At 66.7% G+C, this 22,062-nt stretch carries 20 protein-coding genes; 6 read left to right on the top strand and 14 right to left on the bottom strand.

Annotated features, from left to right (window positions below; translation table 11 throughout):
* Window positions 1-9: 9 nt before the first annotated feature.
* The 12 genes from DOM54_RS05350 to DOM54_RS05295 all read right to left on the bottom strand — a co-directional run bounded on the left by DOM54_RS05350 (window position 10) and on the right by DOM54_RS05295 (window position 11,075).
* The gene (locus DOM54_RS05350) at window positions 10-1,158 is read right to left on the bottom strand and encodes an alpha-D-ribose 1-methylphosphonate 5-triphosphate diphosphatase (RefSeq protein WP_110715346.1); all 1,149 of its coding nucleotides are present in this window, start codon (window positions 1,156-1,158) and stop codon (window positions 10-12) included.
* On the bottom strand, window positions 1,155-1,898 hold the full coding sequence (gene phnL, locus DOM54_RS05345) for a phosphonate C-P lyase system protein PhnL (protein WP_110715345.1): 744 nt from the start codon (window positions 1,896-1,898) through the stop codon (window positions 1,155-1,157). Before phnL ends, DOM54_RS05350 begins: the two co-directional genes overlap by 4 nt.
* Before the next feature lie 175 nt (window positions 1,899-2,073).
* Window positions 2,074-2,961 (bottom strand): phosphonate C-P lyase system protein PhnK, encoded by an 888-nt coding sequence (locus DOM54_RS05340; RefSeq protein WP_110715344.1) that lies wholly within the window; start codon window positions 2,959-2,961, stop codon window positions 2,074-2,076.
* Window positions 2,958-3,791, bottom strand: a complete 834-nt coding sequence (locus tag DOM54_RS05335) for an alpha-D-ribose 1-methylphosphonate 5-phosphate C-P-lyase PhnJ (RefSeq protein WP_110715343.1) — start codon at window positions 3,789-3,791, stop codon at window positions 2,958-2,960. The genes DOM54_RS05340 and DOM54_RS05335 overlap by 4 nt, the downstream gene beginning before the upstream one ends.
* 64 nt (window positions 3,792-3,855) lie before the next feature.
* Window positions 3,856-5,037, bottom strand: coding sequence for a carbon-phosphorus lyase complex subunit (locus tag DOM54_RS05330; protein ID WP_110715342.1), 1,182 nt, complete (start codon window positions 5,035-5,037; stop codon window positions 3,856-3,858).
* Complete coding sequence (gene phnH / locus DOM54_RS05325) at window positions 5,037-5,648, bottom strand: phosphonate C-P lyase system protein PhnH (protein WP_110715383.1); 612 nt, start codon at window positions 5,646-5,648, stop codon at window positions 5,037-5,039. Before phnH ends, DOM54_RS05330 begins: the two co-directional genes overlap by 1 nt.
* 50 nt (window positions 5,649-5,698) lie before the next feature.
* Window positions 5,699-6,139 (bottom strand): phosphonate C-P lyase system protein PhnG, encoded by a 441-nt coding sequence (gene phnG, locus DOM54_RS05320; RefSeq protein ID WP_110715341.1) that lies wholly within the window; start codon window positions 6,137-6,139, stop codon window positions 5,699-5,701.
* Window positions 6,136-6,930, bottom strand: coding sequence for a phosphonate metabolism transcriptional regulator PhnF (gene phnF / locus DOM54_RS05315; protein WP_162619767.1), 795 nt, complete (start codon window positions 6,928-6,930; stop codon window positions 6,136-6,138). Before phnF ends, phnG begins: the two co-directional genes overlap by 4 nt.
* A 178-nt stretch (window positions 6,931-7,108) precedes the next feature.
* A complete protein-coding gene (gene phnE, locus DOM54_RS05310) occupies window positions 7,109-7,903 on the bottom strand; it encodes a phosphonate ABC transporter, permease protein PhnE (RefSeq protein WP_110715339.1) in 795 nt (264 codons plus the stop codon).
* A gap of 96 nt (window positions 7,904-7,999) precedes the next feature.
* Window positions 8,000-9,043, bottom strand: a complete 1,044-nt coding sequence (phnD, locus tag DOM54_RS05305) for a phosphonate ABC transporter substrate-binding protein (RefSeq protein ID WP_110715338.1) — start codon at window positions 9,041-9,043, stop codon at window positions 8,000-8,002.
* Window positions 9,044-9,105: 62 nt separating this feature from the next.
* On the bottom strand, window positions 9,106-9,933 hold the full coding sequence (phnC, locus tag DOM54_RS05300; RefSeq protein WP_110715337.1) for a phosphonate ABC transporter ATP-binding protein: 828 nt from the start codon (window positions 9,931-9,933) through the stop codon (window positions 9,106-9,108).
* A 263-nt stretch (window positions 9,934-10,196) separates the two neighbouring features.
* The gene (locus DOM54_RS05295) at window positions 10,197-11,075 is read right to left on the bottom strand and encodes an SDR family oxidoreductase (RefSeq protein WP_110715336.1); all 879 of its coding nucleotides are present in this window, start codon (window positions 11,073-11,075) and stop codon (window positions 10,197-10,199) included.
* Window positions 11,076-11,211: 136 nt separating this feature from the next.
* On the opposite strand from DOM54_RS05295, the gene DOM54_RS05290 reads away from it, so the two are divergent.
* A complete protein-coding gene (locus tag DOM54_RS05290) occupies window positions 11,212-12,132 on the top strand; it encodes a hydrogen peroxide-inducible genes activator (RefSeq protein WP_110715335.1) in 921 nt (306 codons plus the stop codon).
* Complete coding sequence (gene recG, locus DOM54_RS05285; protein ID WP_110715334.1) at window positions 12,129-14,207, top strand: ATP-dependent DNA helicase RecG; 2,079 nt, start codon at window positions 12,129-12,131, stop codon at window positions 14,205-14,207. Before DOM54_RS05290 ends, recG begins: the two co-directional genes overlap by 4 nt.
* Before the next feature lie 62 nt (window positions 14,208-14,269).
* Here the strand turns inward: recG and yccS are convergent, their stop codons facing one another.
* Window positions 14,270-16,489, bottom strand: coding sequence for a YccS family putative transporter (gene yccS / locus DOM54_RS05280; protein ID WP_240613782.1), 2,220 nt, complete (start codon window positions 16,487-16,489; stop codon window positions 14,270-14,272).
* 318 nt (window positions 16,490-16,807) lie between these two features.
* Between yccS and DOM54_RS05275 the strand changes: the two genes are divergently transcribed.
* Entirely contained in the window at window positions 16,808-17,881 is a 1,074-nt protein-coding gene (locus DOM54_RS05275; RefSeq protein ID WP_110715333.1) for an Lnb N-terminal periplasmic domain-containing protein, read from the top strand.
* A 15-nt stretch (window positions 17,882-17,896) separates the two neighbouring features.
* Complete coding sequence (locus DOM54_RS05270; RefSeq protein WP_110715332.1) at window positions 17,897-18,781, top strand: oxygenase MpaB family protein; 885 nt, start codon at window positions 17,897-17,899, stop codon at window positions 18,779-18,781.
* On the opposite strand, the gene DOM54_RS05265 is transcribed toward DOM54_RS05270, so the two are convergent.
* The gene (locus DOM54_RS05265) at window positions 18,772-19,674 is read right to left on the bottom strand and encodes a LysR family transcriptional regulator (protein ID WP_110715331.1); all 903 of its coding nucleotides are present in this window, start codon (window positions 19,672-19,674) and stop codon (window positions 18,772-18,774) included. The genes DOM54_RS05270 and DOM54_RS05265 overlap by 10 nt on opposite strands.
* A 114-nt stretch (window positions 19,675-19,788) precedes the next feature.
* On the opposite strand from DOM54_RS05265, the gene trpB reads away from it, so the two are divergent.
* Together trpB and trpA are read left to right on the top strand one after the other, a co-directional pair.
* The gene (trpB, locus tag DOM54_RS05260) at window positions 19,789-21,114 is read left to right on the top strand and encodes a tryptophan synthase subunit beta (protein ID WP_110715330.1); all 1,326 of its coding nucleotides are present in this window, start codon (window positions 19,789-19,791) and stop codon (window positions 21,112-21,114) included.
* Complete coding sequence (gene trpA / locus DOM54_RS05255; RefSeq protein ID WP_110715329.1) at window positions 21,111-21,986, top strand: tryptophan synthase subunit alpha; 876 nt, start codon at window positions 21,111-21,113, stop codon at window positions 21,984-21,986. Before trpB ends, trpA begins: the two co-directional genes overlap by 4 nt.
* Window positions 21,987-22,062 lie beyond the last annotated feature (76 nt).

Here is a 22,062-nt window from a genome sequence, read left to right as displayed (position 1 = left end):
GACGTACCCTCAGTGAACTTGCTGGCCCGCGGACCATACCCGCTGCACCACCGGATGCTCGTCGATCACGCGCACCCGCAGCAGATCGGCACGCAGCCCCGGTGCCAGACGCCCCCGGTCCGTCAGACCCACCGCCTCCGCCGGTAGGCGTGTCGCCGTGGCGACCGCGCCGGGGAGCGCGTAGCCGTTCTCCATCGCCGCCACCTTGAACACCGCATCGAGCAGCGCCGCCGGGTAGTAATCCGACGACAGGATATCCAGCACACCCAGTTCGACCAGCTCGGCGGCGGCGATATTGCCGGAGTGGGAGCCGCCACGGACCACGTTGGGTGCGCCCATCATCACCGCCATGCCGGCACGGTGGGAGGCCTGTGCCGCCTCAAGGGTGGTCGGGAACTCCGCCACCCGGGTGCCGTACTCGGCGCTTTCGACAACGTGCTCGACGGTGGCGTCGTCATGGCTGGCGATCGCCAGACCGCGCTCGCGGCAGATCGCCGCGATGGCGCGACGATGCTCGGCGCTGTAGCGCCGACTGTTGTCGATCTGGGACGCCATGAAGGCGTCCATCGCTGCGCCATCGAGCTTGTACTTGCCTTGATAGTAGGTGCGATAGGCCTCGAGGCTGGCGAACTGGCGCTGGCCGGGGGCGTGATCCATCAGTGACACCAGCCCCAGCAGCGGTGATGACGACAGCTCGTGGAAGCGCGCCAGCGTATTCGGGTGGCTCACCTCGCAGCGCAAGTGCAGGCGATGATCGACCCGCGCCAGCCCATCGTGGGCGATCCGCGCCAGGGCGTGGCACATCGCGTCGAGTGAGCCGTGACGCATGCTCTGCTCGTCGACGTCGCCCACCGAGACCGCGTCGAAGACCGTGGTGATACCGCTGGCCGCCATCTGGGCATCATGGGCCAGCGCGGCCTGGAGCCCCGGCCACTCGACCTTGGGCCGCGGCTGGAAGTACTTCTCCATGTTGTCGGTGTGCAGCTCGACCAGCCCCGGCAGCAGGATGTCGCCCTCGCAGTCGATGGCACCCGCCGCCTGGCTCGCAACGTGATCGATGGCGGCGATACGCCCGTCGCGGATCACCAGCGTACCGTCGATCGTCTCGTCGTCGAGCACCAGTGTGGCGTGGGTCAGAATCTGTTCCCGTGCACTCATGACAGGCTCTCCCGGCAGGTCTGGCTGGCGTTGGACAAGCCGCCCAGGCTGCCATCCAACGGCAGCAGGCGGTCGGCGACGCGCTCGCGCACGTCCTCGTCGTGGAAGATGCCGAGCATGGCGGTACCGCGCGCCTTGGCCTCGCCGATCAGCGCGATCACCACATCCCGGTTGGCGGCATCCAGCGATGCAGTGGGCTCGTCGAGCAGCAGCAGCGGGTGCTCACCGATGAAGCCACGGGCGATATTGACGCGCTGCTGCTCGCCGCCGGAGAAGGTCCCGGGGGGCAGTCGCCACAGCCGCTCGGGCAGATTGAGCCGGGCCAGCAGCGTCTCGGCCCGTCGGCGCGATTCGGCTTCGTCGGCGCCACGGGCCAGCAGCGGCTCCATCACCACGTCGACGGCGGCGACCCGCGGCACCACCCGCAGAAATTGGCTGACGTAGCCGATCACGTCGCGGCGCAGCCCGTGCCAGGCATAGGTCGGCAGGGCCTCGAGATCGAGATCGCCATCGTCGAAGTGCAGCCGGATACGGCCCTGATCGATGCGGTAGTCGCCGTAGAGCATCTTCAGCAGCGTGCTCTTGCCGATGCCGCTGCGTCCGGCCAGCACCAGACATTCGCCGGCCTGCAGCGTCAGCGAGAGATCGCGCATCACATCGATCTCGAGCCCGCCCTGGCCGTGAAGCAGGAACTGCTTGTACAACCCGTTCACCGTGAGGCGAGGTCGAGTGTTCGTCATGGAATGCATCAAGAAGCCCCTTCAATGAGTTTGGGGAGTGTCGAAGGCATCGACGAGCAGTCTTCAGCACAAGGCGCCCGGAGCGCAGGATGCGAGACATAACTGGGTGTTAGGCGAGCAAACGAGCCCCATGTAACGCCGTGATCAAGGTGCGCAGTCATGGATTCGATGCTCCTCAAGGTGTCAGCACGGATGACACCAGCAGCTGCGTATATTCATGCTGCGGATCGTCGAGAATCTGATCGGTGAGGCCGGTCTCGACCACCTGCCCTCGGCGCATCACCATCAGCCGATGGGCGAGCAGGCGCGCCACGGCGAGATCATGGGTCACCAGCACCACCGACAGGCCGAGGCTTCTCACCAGCGTGCGCAGCATGTCGAGCAGCCGCGCCTGTACCGAGACGTCGAGCCCGCCGGTGGGCTCGTCCATGAACACCAGCCGTGGCCGGGTGACCAGGGTGCGGGCAATCTGGAGGCGCTGCTGCATGCCGCCGGAGAAGGTCCGCGGGGCATCGTCGATACGCCCGGGGTCGAGTTCGACCTGGCCCATCCACGCCTGGCCGGTGGCACGGAGCTGGCCGTAATGGCGCTGGCCCTGGGCCATCAGCCGTTCGCCGATGTTGGCCCCGGCGGACACGCCCATGCGCAGACCGTCGCGGGGGTTCTGATGCACCAGCCCCCACTCCAGGCGCAGCAGGGCCCGGCGTCGCGCCTCGCCGATGGCATAGAGATCGAGCTCCGCCTCTGCGTTGGCCTGCGGGTCGCCGCCCAGCGCCTGGGTGCCGCCCCTTCGAGCAGTGTCGGGCTCGTGGACATCGCTGCGAGCGGCTTCGGGCTCGCCAGAAGACCGGCGATAGACCACGCGCCCCGCATCCGGCGCCTCGAGGCCGGCGAGCACCCGCAGCAGGGTCGACTTGCCGGAGCCGGATTCGCCGACGATGCCCAGCACTTCGCCGGCGTGGAGTTGAAAATCGATCGCCTCGCAGCCCTTGGCCGGGCCGTAGAGTCGGGTGATGCCCTGCACATCCAGCAGGACCGGGCGTTCCAGTACCGGCTTCTTCATGCCACCTCTCCCCGCCGGCTCTGGCAGTAGTCGGTATCGGAGCAGACGAACATCCGCCCGCCCTGGTCATCGGTGATCACTTCGTCGAGATAGCTGTGATCGCTGCCGCACAGCGCGCAGGCGTGCTCCCAGCGCTGGATCTCGAACGGATGGTCCTCGAAGTCGAGGCTCTCGACCCGGGTGTAGGGTGGAATCGCGTAGAGCCGCTTCTCGCGCCCAGCGCCGAACAGCATCAGCGCCGGATTGCCGTCGAGCTTGGGGTTGTCGAACTTGGGGATCGGCGAGGGATCCATCACGTAGCGCTCGTCGACCTTGACCGGATAGGCGTAGGTGGTCGCGATATGGCCGTAGCGGGCGATGTCCTCGTAGAGCTTGACGTGCATCACGCCGTACTCCTCCAGCGCGTGCATCAGCCGGGTCTCCTGTTCGCTGGGTTCGATGAAGCGCAGCGGCTCGGGGATCGGCACCTGGAACACCAGAATCTGGCCGGCGCGCAGCGGGGTTTCGGGAATCCGGTGGCGGGTCTGGATCACATCCGCCGCCGTGGTCGCGGTGGTGGTCTCGACCCCGGCCACGCGCTGGAAGAAGTGGCGGATGCTGACCGCGTTGGTGGTGTCGTCGGCGCCCTGGTCGATCACCTTGAGGATGTCGTCGGCGCCGAGAATGCTGGCGGTGACCTGCACGCCGCCAGTGCCCCAACCGTAGGGCATCGGCATTTCGCGGCCACCGAATGGCACCTGGTAGCCGGGGATCGCCACCGCCTTGAGCAGCGCACGGCGGATCATTCTTTTGGTCTGTTCGTCGAGGTAGGCGAAGTTGTAACCGTTCATATTGGGCTCCCGAAACTAGCTGCGTCGCCGGCTACGGCGTCAAACACACCCTCCAAATGCTCATTCATGACCCATGAACTCCGCTTTCTCGGTCGTGTTTGCCTTGCCCCGACTTCCTCGCTGACGTGTCTTCCTCCGTGGAAGGTCGATCCAGCGATTCGCCCCGCTCAGGTGAAGAATGTCGAGCATGTTCGCGGCGCAGCCGCCTGAGCAGATCGAGCTCGGACTGGAAGTCGACGTAGTGCGGCAGCTTCAGGTGCGAGACGAAGCCGGAGGCATCGACGCTGTCGGCGTGGGCCAGTACGAACTCCGCCTGCTGCGCCGGGCCGCTGATCGGCTCGCCCAGCTCCTCGGCGCGCAGGGCGCGATCGACCAGTGCCATGGCCATGGTCTTGCGCTCGTTGTGGCCGAAGGCGAGGCCGTAGCCCCGGGTGAACTGCGGCGCGGCTTCGCGCGAGCCGCCGAACTGGTTGATCATCTGGCACTCGCTCAGCGCGATCTCGCCGACGCAGATCGTCTCGTCCCACTCTTCGACGTGGACCTCGACCTCCACCTGGCCCTGGCGAATCTCTCCGGCGAAGGGGTGATTGCGGCCGTAGCCGCGCTGGGTGGAGTAACCCAGCGCCAGCAGGTAGCCCTCGTCGCCGCGGGCCAGCATCTGCAGCCGGGCGGCGCGGTCCATCGGGTAATCCGGCGGATCGCGGGTGATATCCATGGGTTCGCTACCGTCATCGACCGCCTGCTCCACCAGCCCTTCATCGTTGAGCAGTTCGAGAATCTGCGGGCAGGGTTCGGCGTCGGTGACGTCGTCACGGGTCTCGGCAGGCGGCACCTCGGCGCCGGCGAGCTGGAGGAAGTCGAGCAGTCGATGGGTGTAGTCGTAGGTCGGGCCCAGGATCTGGCCGCCGGGGATGTCCTTGTAGGTGGCACTGATGCGCCGTTCGATGCGCATGCTGGCGGTGTCGAGCGGCTCGCTCACCGCCAGCCGCGGCAGCGTGGTGCGATAGGCGCGCAGCAGGAACACGGCCTCGGTGAGATCGCCGCTGGCCTGCTTGAACGCCAGCGCGGCCAGTTCGGGGTCGTAGAGCGAGGCTTCGCTCATCACCCGGTCGACGGCCAACCGCAGCTGATCGCCGATCTGGGCGACCTCGAGTTCCGGGCGCTCGCGATCGCCGCGACGGCGGTCGGCCAGCCAGCGGTGAGCTCTGGCGATCGCCTGCTCGCCTCCCTTGACGGCAACGTACATCAGTTCACCTCCTTGGCATCGGCGCGCCTGACGCGGGTGCTGCGTGGCACCGCCGCCAGCCGCGCGCCGCAGCCGAAGATCATGTCCAGCCCCTGGGGGAAGCTGGCACGGTTGGCGGCCAGCCGATCCATCAATGCCCGGCAGCCGGGGGAGTCGCCGATGTCGAGTGCGCGGATGGTCTCGATGCCAGGCCCGGAGAGCATCGAGGGCCCGGCGTTGGCCAGTCGCTCGACGACGACCAGCAGCGTGGTAGCGCGATCGGGATAGGTGTCGCTGCCCGGCGCAAACGGCGTCTGTGGATCGAAGGCGTCATGGGTCAGCAGCGCAAAATCGGCGCTCGCCGGGTCGTCGGTGATGCGCGCCCCGGTGTGGAATGCCAGCGCCTGGCGCAGGGCCGGCGAGTCGAGGTCGGCGGCGACCCAGACGCGTGTCTCGAGATCGCAGAGCGTCAGTACCACGCCCCACAGCGCGGCACCGAGTGCGTCACTCGGCGGTGCCGGCACGGCCAGCGTCGCCAGCGTGCCCGGTTCGGACATCGCGCCGAGAATCTGGCGGAACAGGCGCTGGCTATCGTGGGCGGGGTCGGCCAGCCCGGGCCAGGCGGCACTCACCGCGTCTCTGTCCATTCTTTCTGTTGTCACCCTCTCTCTCTGCGCCATCGTCACTCCCCCCTGACCAGCGTGAAGAAATCGACTCGGGTGGCTGCAGCGGTGGCGGTATCCCGGCGCTGGCGCGCGGCGAGTTCGTCGGCCAGCGGCGCCAGTACCCGGGTCTCGAGTGCTTCCTGCCACGCCGTGTGCTGGGCGACGGCATCGGCCAGCGCGATCAGTTCGGCGTGGCGATGGTCGCGACCGCGCACCCAGCCGTGGCCGACGGTGCCGTCACCGAGCGCCACGCTAGCGCGGGTCAGGGTCATCTCGCCCAGGTGGAAAGCGTTGCCGGTGGCGCCGATGCGGCCCTTGAGCATCGCCATGCCGGTCTCCGGCCCGCGCAGGCAGCGGTGGCCTGGCAGCCGGCCCAGCGCGCCCCAGTGGGCCTCGATGTGCTGACGCGGGGAGAGCGCCAGCAGCCGCTGGCGGTCGCCTCGGGAGGTGCGAGTCATGCGTCGTCCTCGTCGGAGGGAAAGAGAGCGGAAGGATCGCTGGCGCCAGGGCTCGCGTGGCCCTGGCCCGCGGCTTCCTCGAAATCAACGTGATAGGAGAGCCGGTCGGCCCGCGCCCGACCCACGGAGACTTCCACCAGCACGCCATCGGCGTCGGTGTTGTTGCTGGTCATCACCAGCAGCGGGGCGTTGAGCGGGCACTGCAGCCAGCGGGTGTCGTCGCGATCGGCGCCGACGGCGTCGATACGGACCTGCCGCCGATGCAGCTGCAGGCCGTAGTGCTGGGCCAGCAGGGCGCGGGTGGAGCCGCCGCGATAACGTGCCAGCCAGCCCGGCACCCGCGCGGGATCGAACCAGTGGCGCAGTCGCATCAGCGGGGCATCGTCAACGGTGCGCACGGTGTCGACCCGCAGCAGCGGCTCGCTGGCAGGCCGCCCGAAGCGCTGGGCGATGGCCTCGGGAGGATTCACGAGCCCCTGCTCGAGACAGCAGGTCGTCGAGGGCAGCCCGAGGCCGGCCAGGTTCTGGGTCACCTTGCTGCCGGCGCTGACGGCGTAGTCGAGCCGGCGATCGACGACCTGGGTGCCACGCCCCTGATGGCGGGTCACCATGCCGGCGGCAACCAGTTCGTCCAGCGCGCGCCGCACGGTGTGGCGGTTGACCGCGAAGCGCCTGGCGAGCTGCGCCTCGGTCGGCAGCAGGTCGCCCGGGTCATAGTCGGCGCGGACCTCGCGCACCAGCACCTCGGCCAGTTCGCGGTAGCGGGGTAGTGTCAAAACTTGTCTAGACATCATCGGATACGCTCAAACCTGGATTGGAATATCCTCCAGGCCGTCTACGAAAAGTCGCCGAGCGACGCCCAGACAAGGCAAAAATTGGCGAAAAAGCGGAGTTTACGTGTGTGTAAATGAGCATTTTGAGCCGATTCTTAACGCGGTATGGGCGAGCGCAGGCAGTTTTCGTAATGGCCTAGATGAAGCGTTTGCGAACACGCTGCGACACCATGTCCAGCAGCGTCACCGCGACGATGATCACCAGCATGATCGTGGCGGTCTCGGTGTACTGGAAACCACGCATGGTCTCCCACAGCGACACCCCGATACCGCCGCCGCCGACCATGCCGAGCACCGTGGCGGAGCGGATGTTGGATTCGAAGCGGTAGAGGCTGACCGAGATCCACAGCGGCAGTACCTGGGGGATCAGGCCAAAGACGATCTCTTCCAGGCGCCCGGCACCGGTGACGCGAACGCCCTCCATCGGCCCGGCATCGGTGGCTTCCACCGCTTCCGAGAACAACTTGGCGAGCACGCCGGTGGTGTGGACGAACAGCGCCAGGGTGCCGGCGAAGGGGCCTAGCCCGACGGCGACCACGAACAGCATCGCGAACACCAGTTCGTTGATCGCACGGCAGGCGTCCATCAGCCGCCGCACCGGCTGGTTGATCCACCAGGGCGCCAGGTTTTCCGACGAGAGCAGGCCGAAGGGGATCGCGAACAGCACTGCCAGCAGCGTGCCCCAGATGGCGATCTGGAGGGTAACCAGCATCTGATCGATGTAGTGGTCGAGACGGCCGAAGGTGGGCGGCACGAAGTCGGCGGCCAGGGTCGCCATGTTGCCGGCGTTCTGGAACAGCAGGCTCGGCGCCATCTCGGCGCCCTGCCAGGCCCAGCCCAGCACGACGACGGCCATGGCCCAGCCCAGCAGCGTGGTCCAACTGCGCTTGCCGGATCGGGTGCGGATGTCGAAGGAAGCGGCGCTTTGCATGTGCGTTGTCCTGACGAAATCGGTGAAGGCCGGGGTGGCGCTATCGCTGGCAGCCGGGCGCTGTCCGCGGCCTTGCTGCCAGCGATGAACGCGGCCTTAGTTGGCCATCGCCGTGGTGTTGTCGGCGCGCTCGGCCTGGGCGGCGTCGCGGGCTTCCATACGCTGGTTCAGCACGTCGAGGCGGGCATCGAGATCCGCCAGTTGCTGCTGCTTGGCGTCGGCATCTAGGGAATCGTCGGCGGCGACCTGGGCGCGCTGCTTGAACAGCTCGAGCTGACGGATCGGCAGCAGCTGGTCGTTGTCGGAAGCGGCGAAGCCGGACCACTGCAGCGGCTCGAGGATCGCTTTCTGCTCGTCGGTATCGCCATAGCTGAGGAAGAACTGGCGCAGTTCGTCCTTGGTCTGCTGCGGCAGATTGGTGCGCCAGACCAGCGGATCGGACGGAATCAGCGGCGACTTCCAGATCACCTTGAGCTGGGCGGCCTTGTCGGGATGCGTGACTTCCAGGCGCTCCATGCTCTCGGTATTGAAGGTGGCGACGTCGACCTGGCCGTTGGCCACGGTCAGTGCATTGGTCTCGTGGTTGGCATTGAGCGTGCGCTTGAAGGCGGTATTGGGGTCGACATGGTTCTTGGCGAAGACGTAGTAACCCGGCACCAGATAGCCCGAGGTGGAGTTGGGGTCGCCATTGCCGAAGGTCAGCTTGCTGGCATTGGCGAGAATGTCCTGAACGTTGTTGTAGGGGCTGTCCTTGTTGACGATCATCAGGCTCCAGTAGCCTGGCGCGCCGTTGGCGGCGACGGTCTGGGCGAAGATCTCGCCGCCGGCGCGATCGACCGCTTCCATCGCCGACTTGTTGCCGTACCAGGCCAGGTCGATCTTGTCGAAACGCATCGCCTGGATCACTGCGGCGTAGTCGGTGGCGAAGAACGGCTCGACCTTGACGCCCAGGGCATCGGACATGTCATCCAGAAATGGCTGCCACTGGGTCGCCTGATTGGAGCTCGACTCGGTGGAGATGATGCCGAAGCGCAGCGCCTCGTCGGCGGCCTGGGCGGAACCGACGGCAAACGTACCGCCGAGCAGGCCGAGCCCAGCGATCAGCGGCAGGGCCGTGCGGCGCAACAGGGATGAAATCATGTCGTTTCCTTGAAGTATCGTGGGTGAGGGATCGTGAGTCGTGGGTCGAACGCCCGCCCGGATCAGCCCACCGCCTGCAGCGGCGGCGCGATCCGATGACCGGGCTGACGGGAGGATTCGAGCTCGTCGAGACCGGCGTTCTCGTAGAGCGCCTGCAGGCGCGCATCGGTGAGGCCGGCGATCGGCCCGTCGTAGTAGAGGCGACCCTGCTTCAATGCGATGGCGCGTCGGCAGTAGCGGCGGGCAACGTCGACCTGATGCAGGGTGACGACGATGGTGCGGCCATCCTCGCGATTGATGCGCTGCAGGATTTCCATCACTTCCCGGGCACTGCGCGGATCGAGGGAGGCGATCGGTTCGTCGGCGAAGATCACCTCCGCCTCCTGCACCAGCGCCCGGGCGATGGCGACGCGCTGCATCTGGCCACCCGACAGCGTATTGGCACGCTGGTGGGCCAGCGCGACGATGCCGACCCGCTCGAGGGCCTGCAGTGCCTTGTCCCGTTCCTGCTGGGTGAAGCGGCCGGTCAGGGCGCGCCAGCGCGGCATCGCGCCGAGGTGGCCGACCAGCACGTTGGTCAACACGCTGAGGCGACCGGCAAGGTTGAACTGCTGGAAGATGTAGCCGCAGCGACGGCGCTGTTCGCGACTGGCCCCAAGCAGGCGTCCGCCGCGCTGCACGTCGCGATCCAGCACCCGGACGAGGCTGTGCGACTGGCGGTCGGCGCGGCTCAGGCCGATGAGGTGGCGCAGCAGGGTCGACTTGCCCGAGCCGGAGGGCCCGATCAGCGTGACCAGCTCGCCGGCGTGGATCTCGAAACCGATCTCGCGCAGCGCCGCATGGGGGCCGAAGGATTTGTCGAGCCGTTCGACGCTAACGATGGCAGTCATACGATTCGTCCCGGAAAGTGTCGGGCCGTTATGTGGGCCCCAAAATGTTGGACACAGTCTGGCGACGTCGTGTGACGGTTATTTATCTAGACAATTAAGAAACGATGACAGCTCGGGCGGTGGTACGGGTCACAAAAAAAGCGCCCGGAGGCGCTTTATCAGACATTTCAGCGGGTTGAGGAATCGCGTCATCGAATCGACATCGATTCGTCCTCGAAACGTCATGGACGAGCGACATCACGCGTCGCGCTAGCGCCCTGACGTCATGCCTTCTCCTTGGCCGACAGAAAGCCGCCCTGCTGGAGCACGTCTTCGTAACCTTCGCGGAAGGTGGGATAGCGAAACGTGTAACCGGAATCGAGCAGCCGCCGGTTGTTGCAGCGCTTGCTCGAGCGCCGCCGCAGCGGCGACTGGATCACCTCCGGCGTCTCGACCTTGAGTCGCTTGGCAATCCACGCCATCACTTCGTGCAGCGGCGCGGAATCGCAGTCGCTGGCCAGGTAGACCGGCTCCAGCGGCTTGCCCTCCAACGACAGTTGAATCAGGTGCGCAATGACTCCTGCACAGTCGTCGCGATGGATGCGGTTGGAGTACATCGGCGGGTTCGAGGCCGCGATCCGGCCCTCGCTCACCTGGCGAATCAGGCGGTCGCGCCCCGGTCCGTAGATGCCCGAGAAACGCACCGCCGTGCCGGGCAGATCATGCGCGAGCAGTGCCTGCTCGGCTTCGCGCATCAACGTGCCGGAGAAACCGTTCGGGTCGGTTTCCGAGGTCTCGTCGACCTCTTCACCACCCTGCTGGGCATAGACACTGGTCGAGGAGACGAAGAGTATCCGCTCCGGCTTTTTCTCACGGGCCCCGAACGTTTCGAGGACCGCTTTCAGCCCGGTCGGATACGCCGCTGCGTAGGCCGACTCCTCGAACCGATCCGCGGTGACGGCGTAGACGATGATGTCGGCATCCGGCAGTGCCGCCAGCGCCGCTTCGTCGGTGACGTCCAGCGCCACCGCCTCGATGCCGGTTCCCTCCAGCGCGCCGACATTGCGCCGCGCGCCGATCACGCGATGACCGGCGTCGATCAACTGCTTCCCGAGCTGAGTGCCAATATCGCCACAGCCGAGAATTAGCGTTGTTTTCTTCACCTTTCCCTAGCCTCTTGGTAAAACGTCCTTGATGATTCGTCCCTGAGGACGCGCACGCACGAGCGTGACCACGAGAATTGCGTACCGCTGTTCACTTGCCAAATCGCGCTGACAGGGAGCCTTTCGGTCCCAGCCAATGACTCTAACAGAACTCCGCTACATCGTAACCTTGGCCCAGGAGCGCCATTTCGGCCGCGCCGCCGAACGCTGCTTCGTCTCTCAGCCGACGCTGTCGGTGGCCGTCAAGAAACTCGAGGACGAACTCGGCATCGCCCTGTTCGAGCGCTCCAAGTCCACCGTCCAGGTCACCCCGCTGGGCGAACGAATCGTCGAGCAGGCCCACCGCGTGCTGGAGCAGGCGACGTTGATCCGGGAGATGGCCACCGAAGGCAAGGATCAGTTGATCAGTCCGCTGCGCATCGGCGCCATCTATACCATCGGCCCTTACCTGTTCCCCCACCTGATCCCGGCACTGTCACGCGTCGCCCCGCAGATGCCGTTGTACATCGAGGAGAGTTTCACCGGCGTGCTGCGGCGCAAGCTGCGCAGCGGTGAGTTGGATGCGATCTTCGTGGCGCTACCGTTCAACGAACCCGACGTGGTCACCAAGACGCTCTACGAGGAGCCGTTCGAGGTACTGCTGCCAGCCGGCCATCCGTGGACGGAAAAGGCGGCGATCGACAAGGAGGACCTGCTGACCGAGCGCCTGCTGCTGCTCGGCGAGGGCCACTGTTTCCGCGACCAGATCCTCGAGGCGTGCCCGGCGATCAGCGCCCAGCTCAACAACCCTTCCAACACCCTGATTGCCGAGGGCGGTTCACTGGAGACCATTCGTCACATGGTCGCCTCCGGCCTGGGCATCACGGTACTGCCCAAGTTGGCGATAGGCACCAGCCACTACGAAGGCGGACTGCTGGAAAGCCGACCGTTCAATGGCGATGTGCCGACGCGCAGCGTCGCCCTGGCCTGGCGTGCCAGCTTCCCGCGGCCCAAGGCGATCGATGCCCTGATCCAGGCAATCGATAAAATCCAGGGTAGCGACGTCGAGGCGGCATGAGCCTCGATACGCCAGTCACCGATCTCTCCGGCGTCGGCGAGGCCCTCGCCCTCAAGCTGGCCAGGCTGGGCATCGAACAGGTCGCCGACCTGCTGTTCCATTTGCCGCTGCGCTACCAGGACCGGACCCGGATCACCCCGATCGGCACCCTGCGCGCCGGCACCGAGGCGGTGGTCGAGGGCGAGGTCAGCGCCGCCGAGGTGGTTCGCGGCCGCCGGCGCAGCCTGCTGGTGCGGCTCAAGGATGGCTCCGGCATTCTCAGCCTGCGCTTCTTCCACTTCTCGCCGGCCCAGCAGCAGCAGTTCGTCAAGGGCGTCCAGGTGCGCTGCTTCGGCGAGGCCCGGGCCGGCAGTACCGGACTCGAGATCTATCATCCGGAATATCGCCTGATCCAGTCCGACGCCACGCCGGTGGACGAACATCTTACCCCGATCTACCCGGCCACCGAGGGCCTGGCGCAACCGCGCCTACGGGCGCTGATCCAACAGGCGCTGAAGCGTCTGGCGGCAGCCCCCGAGAGCCTGCCGGAGTGGATCCCCGAACCGCTGCGGGGCCGCTTTCGGCTGCCGGGACTGATCGAATCGTTGCGCTATCTCCACGAACCGCCGCCAGACGCCCCCCAGGAGCGTCTGGCCGATGGTCGCCATCCAGCCCAGCGGCGGCTGGCGCTGGAAGAGCTGCTGGCGCATCAGTTGAGCCTGCGTCAGGTGCGGCTGCGCATTCAGGCCGACGGCGCCCCCCCGCTGGCCGCCGCCAGCAACCTGCAGGCGCGCTTTCTGACCCAGCTGCCGTTCTCGCTGACCCAGGCCCAGCGTCGCGTGCTCGAGGAGATCGGCCGTGATCTGGAGCGGGAAGTCCCGATGCTGCGGCTAGTCCAGGGCGATGTCGGCTCGGGCAAGACCGTGGTCGCGGCGATGGCGGTGCTCAACGCCATCGCCGGCGACTGTCAGGCGGCGGTGATGGCGCCCACCGAGATCCTCGCCGAGCAGCACTTTCGCCAGTTCCGCGCCTGGCTCGAACCGCTGGGTATCGAGGTGGGCTGGCTGGCCGGCAAGCTCAAGGGCAAGACGCGCCTGGATACCAAGGCGGCCATCGCCGACGGTCGCGTGCAGGTCGCCGTGGGCACCCACGCGCTGTTCCAGGACGACGTGACTTTCCATCGGCTGGGGCTGGCGGTGATCGACGAGCAGCACCGCTTCGGCGTCCACCAGCGCCTGGCGCTGCGCCAGAAGGGCGAGTCCGGCGGCCTCACCCCGCACCAGTTGATCATGACCGCCACGCCGATCCCGCGCACCCTGGCGATGAGCGCCTACGCCGACCTCGATCTCTCGGTGATCGACGAGCTGCCGCCGGGCCGCACCCCCGTGCATACCGTGGCGGTGCCCGACGAACGGCGTCCGGAAGTGATCCAGCGAATCCGCAACGCCTGTGCCGAGGGGCGTCAGGCCTACTGGGTCTGCACCCTGATCGAGGAGTCGGAAGCGCTCACCTGCCAGGCCGCGGAAGTGACTCGCGACACCCTGGTCGAAGCACTGCCGGAACTCAATGTCGGGCTGGTCCACGGCCGCATGAAAGCCGCCGAGAAGGGTGAGGTGATGGACGCCTTCAAGCGCGGTGAGCTGGACCTGCTGGTCGCCACTACGGTGATCGAAGTGGGGGTCGACGTGCCCAACGCCAGCCTGATGATCATCGAGAACCCGGAGCGACTGGGGCTCTCCCAACTGCATCAGCTGCGTGGCCGGGTCGGGCGCGGGCGCGTCGACAGCTACTGCGTGCTGCTCTACCACCCGCCGCTGTCGAACCACTCCCGCCAGCGGCTCGGCATCCTGCGTGACACCACCGACGGCTTCAAGGTGGCGGAAAAGGATCTCGAACTGCGCGGCCCCGGCGAAGTGCTCGGCACCCGCCAGACCGGCCTGGCGCAGATGAAGATCGCCGACCTGGAGCGCGACCGCGACCTGCTCGATACCGTCACCGCGCTGGCCCAGGCGCTGCTGGAAGAAGCCCCCGACGCCGCGACGCCGCTGATTCGCCGCTGGCTCGGCGACGAGGCGGGCAGGTACGGCCAGGTGTAAGGCGGCCGACGCCTCGGCCGCACGGGCGCATCAGCCTGGACGAGGCGCCGGCACCCGGCGTCTCAGCTCGTCTCGACGGCCTTCTCATCGTGCGCCTGCGTCTGAGTCTCGATCAGGCGCGCCGCAGCCTCGCTCATCGGCACCAATTGGCGGCTGATATGGGCGAGCTGCGCCTGGATCAGGCGACGCTCGTCGTCGCCGTCGTCCTGGGCGCTGGTTGGCTCCTGCTCGAAGACGGCGATGAGGTCGTTCTGCTCGGTCTTGAAGTCGGGTATCGCCTCGCGGGCGCTCAGTCCGGCGGCGATGGCATCGAAACCCTCGGCAAGCCGGCGCGCAGCGACATAAGTATCGGTGTCGCGCTCGCTCGCCGCCAGCGTGCCACGATGGGCCCCTAGCGCGGAGAGATAGCCCAGCAACGTATGGGAGACGACGAGGAAGCGGAAGCCTTCGTCGGCATCCTTCTTGCGGTAGTGCCCGGGCTCCTGAAGCATGTTGGCGAGCACGGTCGAGAGCGCGGCATCGGCGTTGTGGGCGTTGCGCCGGGCCAGGCGATAGGCGAGATCATCCTGCTTGCCGGCCTCGTACTGATGGATGATCTCGCGCAGATAGGCACTGCTGCCGGCCAGCGCCGCACCAGCCACCTTGTGGAGCCGGCGTCCCTGCCAGTCGGGCAGGATGAAGAAGACTGCGAGCCCCGAGATCACCGCGCCGATGAGCGTATCGATCAGCCGTGGCATGATCAGGTCGAAACCGTCGCCGACCTGATTGAAGCTCGCCAGCACCAGCGTGGTGATGGCGGCGGTCGCGATCACGTAGTGCTTCTCGCGGTTGGCGAAGAAAACGACACCGGCGACGATGGCGATCAGCGATTGCATCAGCGGATCGGGAAACAGGCTGATCAGCGCCCAGCCGACCACCAGCCCCAGCACCGTGCCGATGATGCGCTGGCGCAGGAAGCGCCGCGTGGCACCGAAGTTGGGTCGGCACACGAACAGCGTGGTGAGCAGAATCCAGAAGCCCTGTGTCGGATGAACCAGATGCAGCACGCCGTAGCCGACCAGCAACGCGATCGGCAGGCGCAGCGCATGGCGGAAGGTCGGCGAGCCCGGCGTCAGGTTGAGGCGTACCCGCTCCCAGGCGTCCTTGAAGCTGCGCGGAGAGCGATTGAACAGGCTCGCATCCTTCTGGTCGGCAACGGCGTCGGGATTGTGGGCGCTGGAGAGCTGATCCTCGAGCGTGGCCAGGTTACGCGCCAGCGCCTGCAGCGAACGTAGCAGCGGCGTCCACGCCGGATTGCGCTGGGCGCGCAGGTAGACGATCGAGGCGCGCAGGTCCTCGAGAGCCTGCTCGCTCAGGCTGTGGTCGAACGGTTGACGCAGCAGCAACGCCTTGCCGAGCCGTTTGCAGGCTCGCCCCTGCTGGTCGAGCAGACGCTGGCAGCGGAACAGCACGTCGTGGTGGAAGAAGGTCTCGGCCAGCGCCGAATAGGGGTAGTGCGAGGCGCTGACCCGCTCGTGGATGTCCTGGGCGATGAAGTAGAGTCGCAGGTAGCGATTGAGCTTGCGGCTGCCACGCTGCCCTTCGAGACGCCGGAAGATCATCTCCTTGGCCTGGTTGAGCGCCATCACCACCCGCCCGTTCTGGCGCGCCAGCGCCACGCGCCGAGCTTCCACGTCGAGCCCGCGCAGTGGCTCGAACAGCGTCGCCTTGATGATCAGATACTCGCCCAGTTCACGGTAGAGCTGGGCCATGCTCTGCTTGACCGGCTGGCGCGAGAAGAGCAGGCACCAGATGACCGAGATCAGGCCGTACCAGGCCGCACCGCCGACCAGCAGCAGCGGCTGATGCCAGAAATTGCCATCGGTGGTACCGCCGTGCTGCTCGATGTTGATCATCGAGTAGACGGAGAGAATCAGCGTGGCGGAAGCGATGGTGGCATAGCGCTGCTCGATGGCGCCGAGCATGATCAGCACGAACGCGGACAGCGCGAGCCCCGGTGCGAAAAGCCACGGCCAGGGGAACAGCAGCTCCACCGAGGTGGAGGCGACGAAGAAGCAGATCAGCGTGACCAGCAGTGCCCGGACCCGGCCTTCCCAGTTGTCGTCGGTCTCGGAAAGGGCGCTGGCAATGATGCCCAGAAACAGCGGGATGGCGAGCGCGATCTGATCGAGAGCCCAGCTCAGCGCGATGGCACCGCTGAAAGCGAGGAAGACACGAAGGCTGTAGGCGAACTTGTCGAGCGTCCAGAGACGGCGCAGCGAGTGGGACAGCGAATCGGAAATCTCGGCTTCTCCAGGGTCGTGGCTCTCGAGGCACGATAGCCTGTCGGACAATAAGTTGACAGGCGTCTTGAGTCGAAGAGCCCAAACGAGCTCAAGTGCTTGGTAGCCGTTATCGGCATGCGAGTCCGGCATCATGCATTAGACTTTAGTATAACGCCGCCACCCCGATCCACCACAATCCCGACAGCGCTTTATTCCCTCGCGCTTGTCCGGCACCATCGCTCCTTTCCGCCACCGTGTCCGCAGGAGGTGCCGCTCGCGCCCGCACTATCCGTTGGGCACTGGCGGTCTCCGTACGCCACCGTCTCATGGAGCGCCATGGCCTTCTCCGTTCGTCCGACTCGCCGCCTGCTTCGCATCCTCGGCCGCAGCGTGCGCGCCATCGCCTTGATCGCCACCATCGGCTGGGGCGCTCTCGCAATCCACTTCGAGCTGCCCGGCTCGCCCGGCGTGGTGATATCGACCCTTGCCGTCTGGTGCCTGGTCGGCGGCATTGCCTTGCTGGCGCCGCTCTGGCAGCGCGCGCGGCCGCACCTCGCGCTGGCGGCACGCTGCAGCTTCGTCATCGCGCTGGTCACCCTCGTTGCCTGGTGGCAGGGTTTGACGCCTCGCAACGACCGCGACTGGGCACCCGATGTCGCCCGCCAGCTCTCCTACGAGCGCGAGGGCGATCGGGTGACGCTGCATGACGTTCGCGATTTCGAGTGGCACACACCGGAGACCGCGACACCGCACTGGGAGACCCGCGAGTACGATCTGTCGCAGCTCGATCGTGTCGACATGATCGTCTCCTACTGGATGGGGCCGGCGATCGCCCACACCCTGATCAGCTTCGGCTTCGACGATGGCCGGCATCTGACCTTCTCGGTGGAGATCCGCCGCGAACGCGATGAAACGTTCTCGATCAGCGGCGGCTTCTTCAAGCAGTTCGAGGTCAACCTGATCGCCGCCGACGAGAACGATATTCTGCGCCTGCGCAGCAACGTCAGAGGCGAAGACGTCTATCTCTACAACGTGGGGCTGTCGCCGGCCGCCCGGCGCGAGCTGTTTTTGGCCTATCTCGACGAAGCCGACAGGCTGCGCGCGGCACCCGCGTTCTACAACACGCTGACCAGCAACTGCACCACCATCGTCTTCGACATGGTCGACAAGATCGTGCCGGGCCTACCCAGGGATATCCGGCTGATTCTCTCCGGCTATCTGCCGGCGTACGTCTACGATATCGGTGGGCTGGACAGCAGCCATCCGCTCGAATTCCTGCGCCAGCGGGGCCATATCAATCCGCGCGCCCGGCAGATCCCGTACAATGCGGGGAGCGAGGCCTTTTCCCGCGCCATCCGCGACGGCGTCCCCGTCGCCGACGGCGAGACCGTTCATGCGCCATCGCCCTGACCCGAACCCAATGCCATGACTTCCCTGCGCGACGCGATCGAAAAGCGCATCAGCCACCTGACCGGCCGCACGCTGGGCGGGGTCGACTACACCGAGCCCAAGGGCGATCCCGGCCTGTTCGGTCCGGATACCGTCGCCTGGCAGGTCCACGGCGAGTTCACGCCGATGATGTGCGGCGGTATCAGCGCACTGCTGCTGCAGACGTTGCACCCGCTGGCGCTGGCCGGCATCTGGGATCACTCTAACTTCCGCCAGGACATGATCGGCCGGCTGCGCCGTACCAGCCAGTTCATCGCCGTCACCACCTTCGGTGCCCGCGATGATGCCGAGCGGGTCATCGAGCGGGTGCGCCGGGTTCACGATGGCGTCCGCGGTCACGCCGCCGACGGCACGCCCTATGCCGCCAACGATCCCGAGCTGCTGGTGTGGGTCCACGTGGCCGAGATGAGCCGCTTCCTGGCCGCCCACATGCGCTATCGCAATCCCCGACTCAGCCTCGAGAACCAGGATCGCTACTTCGATGAAACCGCACGCGTCGCCGAGGCACTGGGCGCGCGCCACGTGCCCCGATCGCGCGCGGCGATCGACGCCTATCTGGAACGTCAGCGTCGGTATCTCGTCTGCGACACACGGACCCGCGACGTGACCGGCGTACTGCTGCACGCCTTGCCGCCCAACCCGATCTTCCGGTCGGCCGGGACGCTGTTCATGCGCGCCGGCATCGATCTGCTGCCCTCCTGGGCGGCGACACTGCTCAGCCTCGAGATGTCGCGGCTCGAGCGCCACGCCGTTCGCGGCGGCATCCGCGCCATCGCCCCGGTGATGCGCTGGGCGGTGCGCAACGGCTCCTATCGCCGGGCCCTGGAACGGATGCAGGCGAGGGCGCAGGCTCAGCGCTGAACGCCGGTCAGCTCGCGGCGCAACCATTCGGCGAGGCGCTCGCCGCGCCGGGTATCGATGCCGGGCGCCAGCCACAGCCCCAGCGACGCATCGGTCTCGATCGCCGGCCACGGCGCCATCAGCCGCCCCTGGTGCAACTCGCTCGCCACCAGCAACTCGGGCGCGATGGCGACGCCCAGGCCGGCCAGCGCAGCCTCCAGCAGATAGTAGAGATGCTCGAAACTGCGCCCCCTGGCGCGCGCTTCGGCCAGCGTCGCGTCATCGACGCCCATGGCCGCTGCCCACTGGGGCCAGGCTTGCGGCCGCGACGCCGTATCCAGCAGCGTGAGCCGCTCGAGCATCGCCCTGGCCGATCCCTTCGCTGCCGTCGTCCAGATCGCCGGTGTCGCGACCGCGACGATGCGCTCCGGCATCAGTGCGAATACCGGCATGTCATCAAACCAGGGCGGCGCGGCGAAACGCAGCGTGGCATCGACATCCTCGCGACGCGGGTCGAGTTCGTTTTCGCTGGAGACCACCCGCAGGCGCAGTTCGGGCAGGTCGGCATTGAGCCGGTCGAGCCGCGGAATCAACCAGCGTGCCAGCAGGCTGCCGGGACAGGCCAGCGTGAACGGCGCCTCGTCGAGATGGCGGGTCAGCGCCGAGCAGCCCTCGCTCAAGCGTGAGAAAGCCTCACCGACGGCGGGATATAGCAGACGACCGTGGCTCGTCGGCACGAGCCCGCGCCCAGCCTTCTCGAACAGTTCGACGCCAAAGTGTTCTCCCAGCGTTCGTAGCTGACGGCTCACCGCACCATGCGTGACATGAAGCTCCTCGGCGGCGGCACTGACGCTGCCCAGGCGGGCGGTGGCCTCGAACGCGCGCAACGCATTGAGAGACGGTAACGTGGCCATCCCAACCCCCTCATTATGTGATTTTTTCTCACATTACGTGGAGAGTTTATCGATTTTCTCCCTCTCGCCGCCAGCCTAGTCTGGGGGCATCGAATCGATGACCGGATATGAACGATGAACTCGACATTGAAGACTCTCCCCGACCACAACGGCTTTTTTGTACCCGCCACCCCTGGCGGCCACCCTTCGGGCCGTCGCCGACGCGACGTCAAAAATTTCCCCCGGGAATTTTTTGGTGGCAACGCGGACGATGGCCACGGCACGCCGTCGAACCTGGGGTACGGCGGGCGCTATGTCGCCGAGACGCTGATGCCGCTGATCGGCGAGATCGAAGCCGCCTATGACGACGCCCGCCTCGACCCCGCCTTCCAGGCCAGGCTGCAGGAGCTTCAGCGCGACTACGTGGGGCGCGCCACCCCGCTCTATTTCGCCGAGCGTCTGACCGAACACTTCGGCGGTGCGCGGATCTACCTGAAGCGCGAGGATCTCAATCACACTGGCGCGCACAAGATCAACAACGCCCTGGGTCAGGCGCTGCTGGCGCAGCGCATGGGGCGCCAGCGGCTGATCGCGGAGACCGGGGCCGGCATGCACGGTGTGGCCGTCGCCACGATCGCCGCGCGGCTCGGCCTGGGTTGCGTGATCTACATGGGGGCGACCGATATCGAGCGCCAGCAGCCCAATGTCCAGCGCATGCACCTGCTCGGTGCCGAGATCGTACCCGTCCACAGCGGCACGGCGACGCTCAAGGACGCCATGAACGAGGCGCTGCGCGACTGGGTCGCCAATGTCGACGACACTTTCTACATCATCGGCACCGTGGCCGGACCGGCGCCCTATCCGCGCATGGTGCGGGACTTCCAGTCGGTGATCGGCGTCGAGACACGCGAGCAACTGTTGGCGACACAGGGCCGTCTGCCGGACACGCTGGTCGCCTGTGTCGGTGGCGGCTCCAACGCCATGGGACTGTTCCACGCCTTTCTCGACGACGACGTCGCCATGGTCGGTGTCGAGGCGGCCGGGGAAGGGCTCGAGAGTGGCCGCCATGCCGCCAGCATCAACGGTGGCACTCCCGGCATCCTGCACGGCAATCGAACCTATCTGTTGCAGGACGACGACGGCCAGATCCGTGATGCGCACTCGATTTCCGCCGGGCTCGACTATCCAGGCATCGGCCCCGAGCACGCCTATCTTCACGACAGCGGCCGGGCGAGCTACGTCGCGGTTACCGACGACGAAGCGCTGGAGGCCGTCGCGCTCTGCTGCCGGCGGGAGGGCATTCTGCCGGCATTGGAATCGGCCCACGCGCTCCATCACGCCGGGCGGCTGGCCGCCAGGCAGGAAGCGGACCAGATCATCGTGGTCTGCCTGAGCGGTCGCGGCGACAAGGACATGGATACCATCACCCGTCACCTGATGCCCGAGGAGGCCGAATCATGAGCGCACCGTCATCGACGATCGACACGCGTGAGACCGATGCCACGCGCCACGTCTCTACCCAGCCCGGTTCGCGCCTGGCGCGCCGTTTCGCGGCGCTGGGTGCCGAGAACCGCGCCGCGCTGGTGACCTACGTGATGGCCGGCGACCCCGATCCCGTCACCAGCGGCGACCTGCTCGCCCGGCTGCCAGCCGCGGGCGCCGACATCATCGAACTGGGGATGCCATTCAGCGACCCGATGGCCGACGGCGTGGCCATTCAACGCGCCGGGCAGCGCGCCCTGGCCAATGGCCAGACCCTGGCGCGAACCCTGGAGATGGTGCGCGATTTTCGGCAGCGCGACGAGGAGACGCCGATCGTGCTGATGGGCTATCTCAATCCGCTCCAGCGCTTCGGCGAGGATCGCTTCCTGCAAGCGGCAGCGGAGGCCGGTGTGGACGGACTGATCCTGGTCGACCTGCCGCCGGAGCACGGCGCCGCGCTGACGGCCAGGGCACGCGACCTGGGTCTGGCGCGAATCCCGCTGGTGGCGCCGACGACACCGCCCGAACGACTGCCGGCCCTGCTGGCGCAGGGTGACGGCTTCGTCTATCGCATCGCCTTCAACGGCGTGACCGGCAGCCGGCGACTCGATATCGCGGCGGAGCTGGAGAGCGCACTCGGCGATCTCAAGCGACAGTCGCCGCTACCCGTCGCCGTCGGCTTTGGCGTGCGCGACGGCGACACGGCCGCCGCCATTGCCCGGGTCACCGATGCAGTGGTCGTCGGTAGCGCGCTGATCGAGCGACTCGCCGAGTCAGGTCCGGAGGGTGCGCTGGCATTGACCCGGGAACTGGCCGATTCGATGCGAAGTGCGCGAATCGGCGAATCCTGAGTGCACGCAATCGTTCGATTTTGCGCATCGATACATGCACAAAAACGCGCTTTTGTTCGATTAATTGATCGATACA

The sequence above is a fragment of the Salinicola acroporae genome, assembly GCF_003206615.1.
GTDB lineage: Bacteria > Pseudomonadota > Gammaproteobacteria > Pseudomonadales > Halomonadaceae > Salinicola > Salinicola acroporae.
The sequence above is the reverse complement of the archived record's forward strand: the minus strand, read 5'-3'. Positions and strand labels throughout refer to the sequence as shown.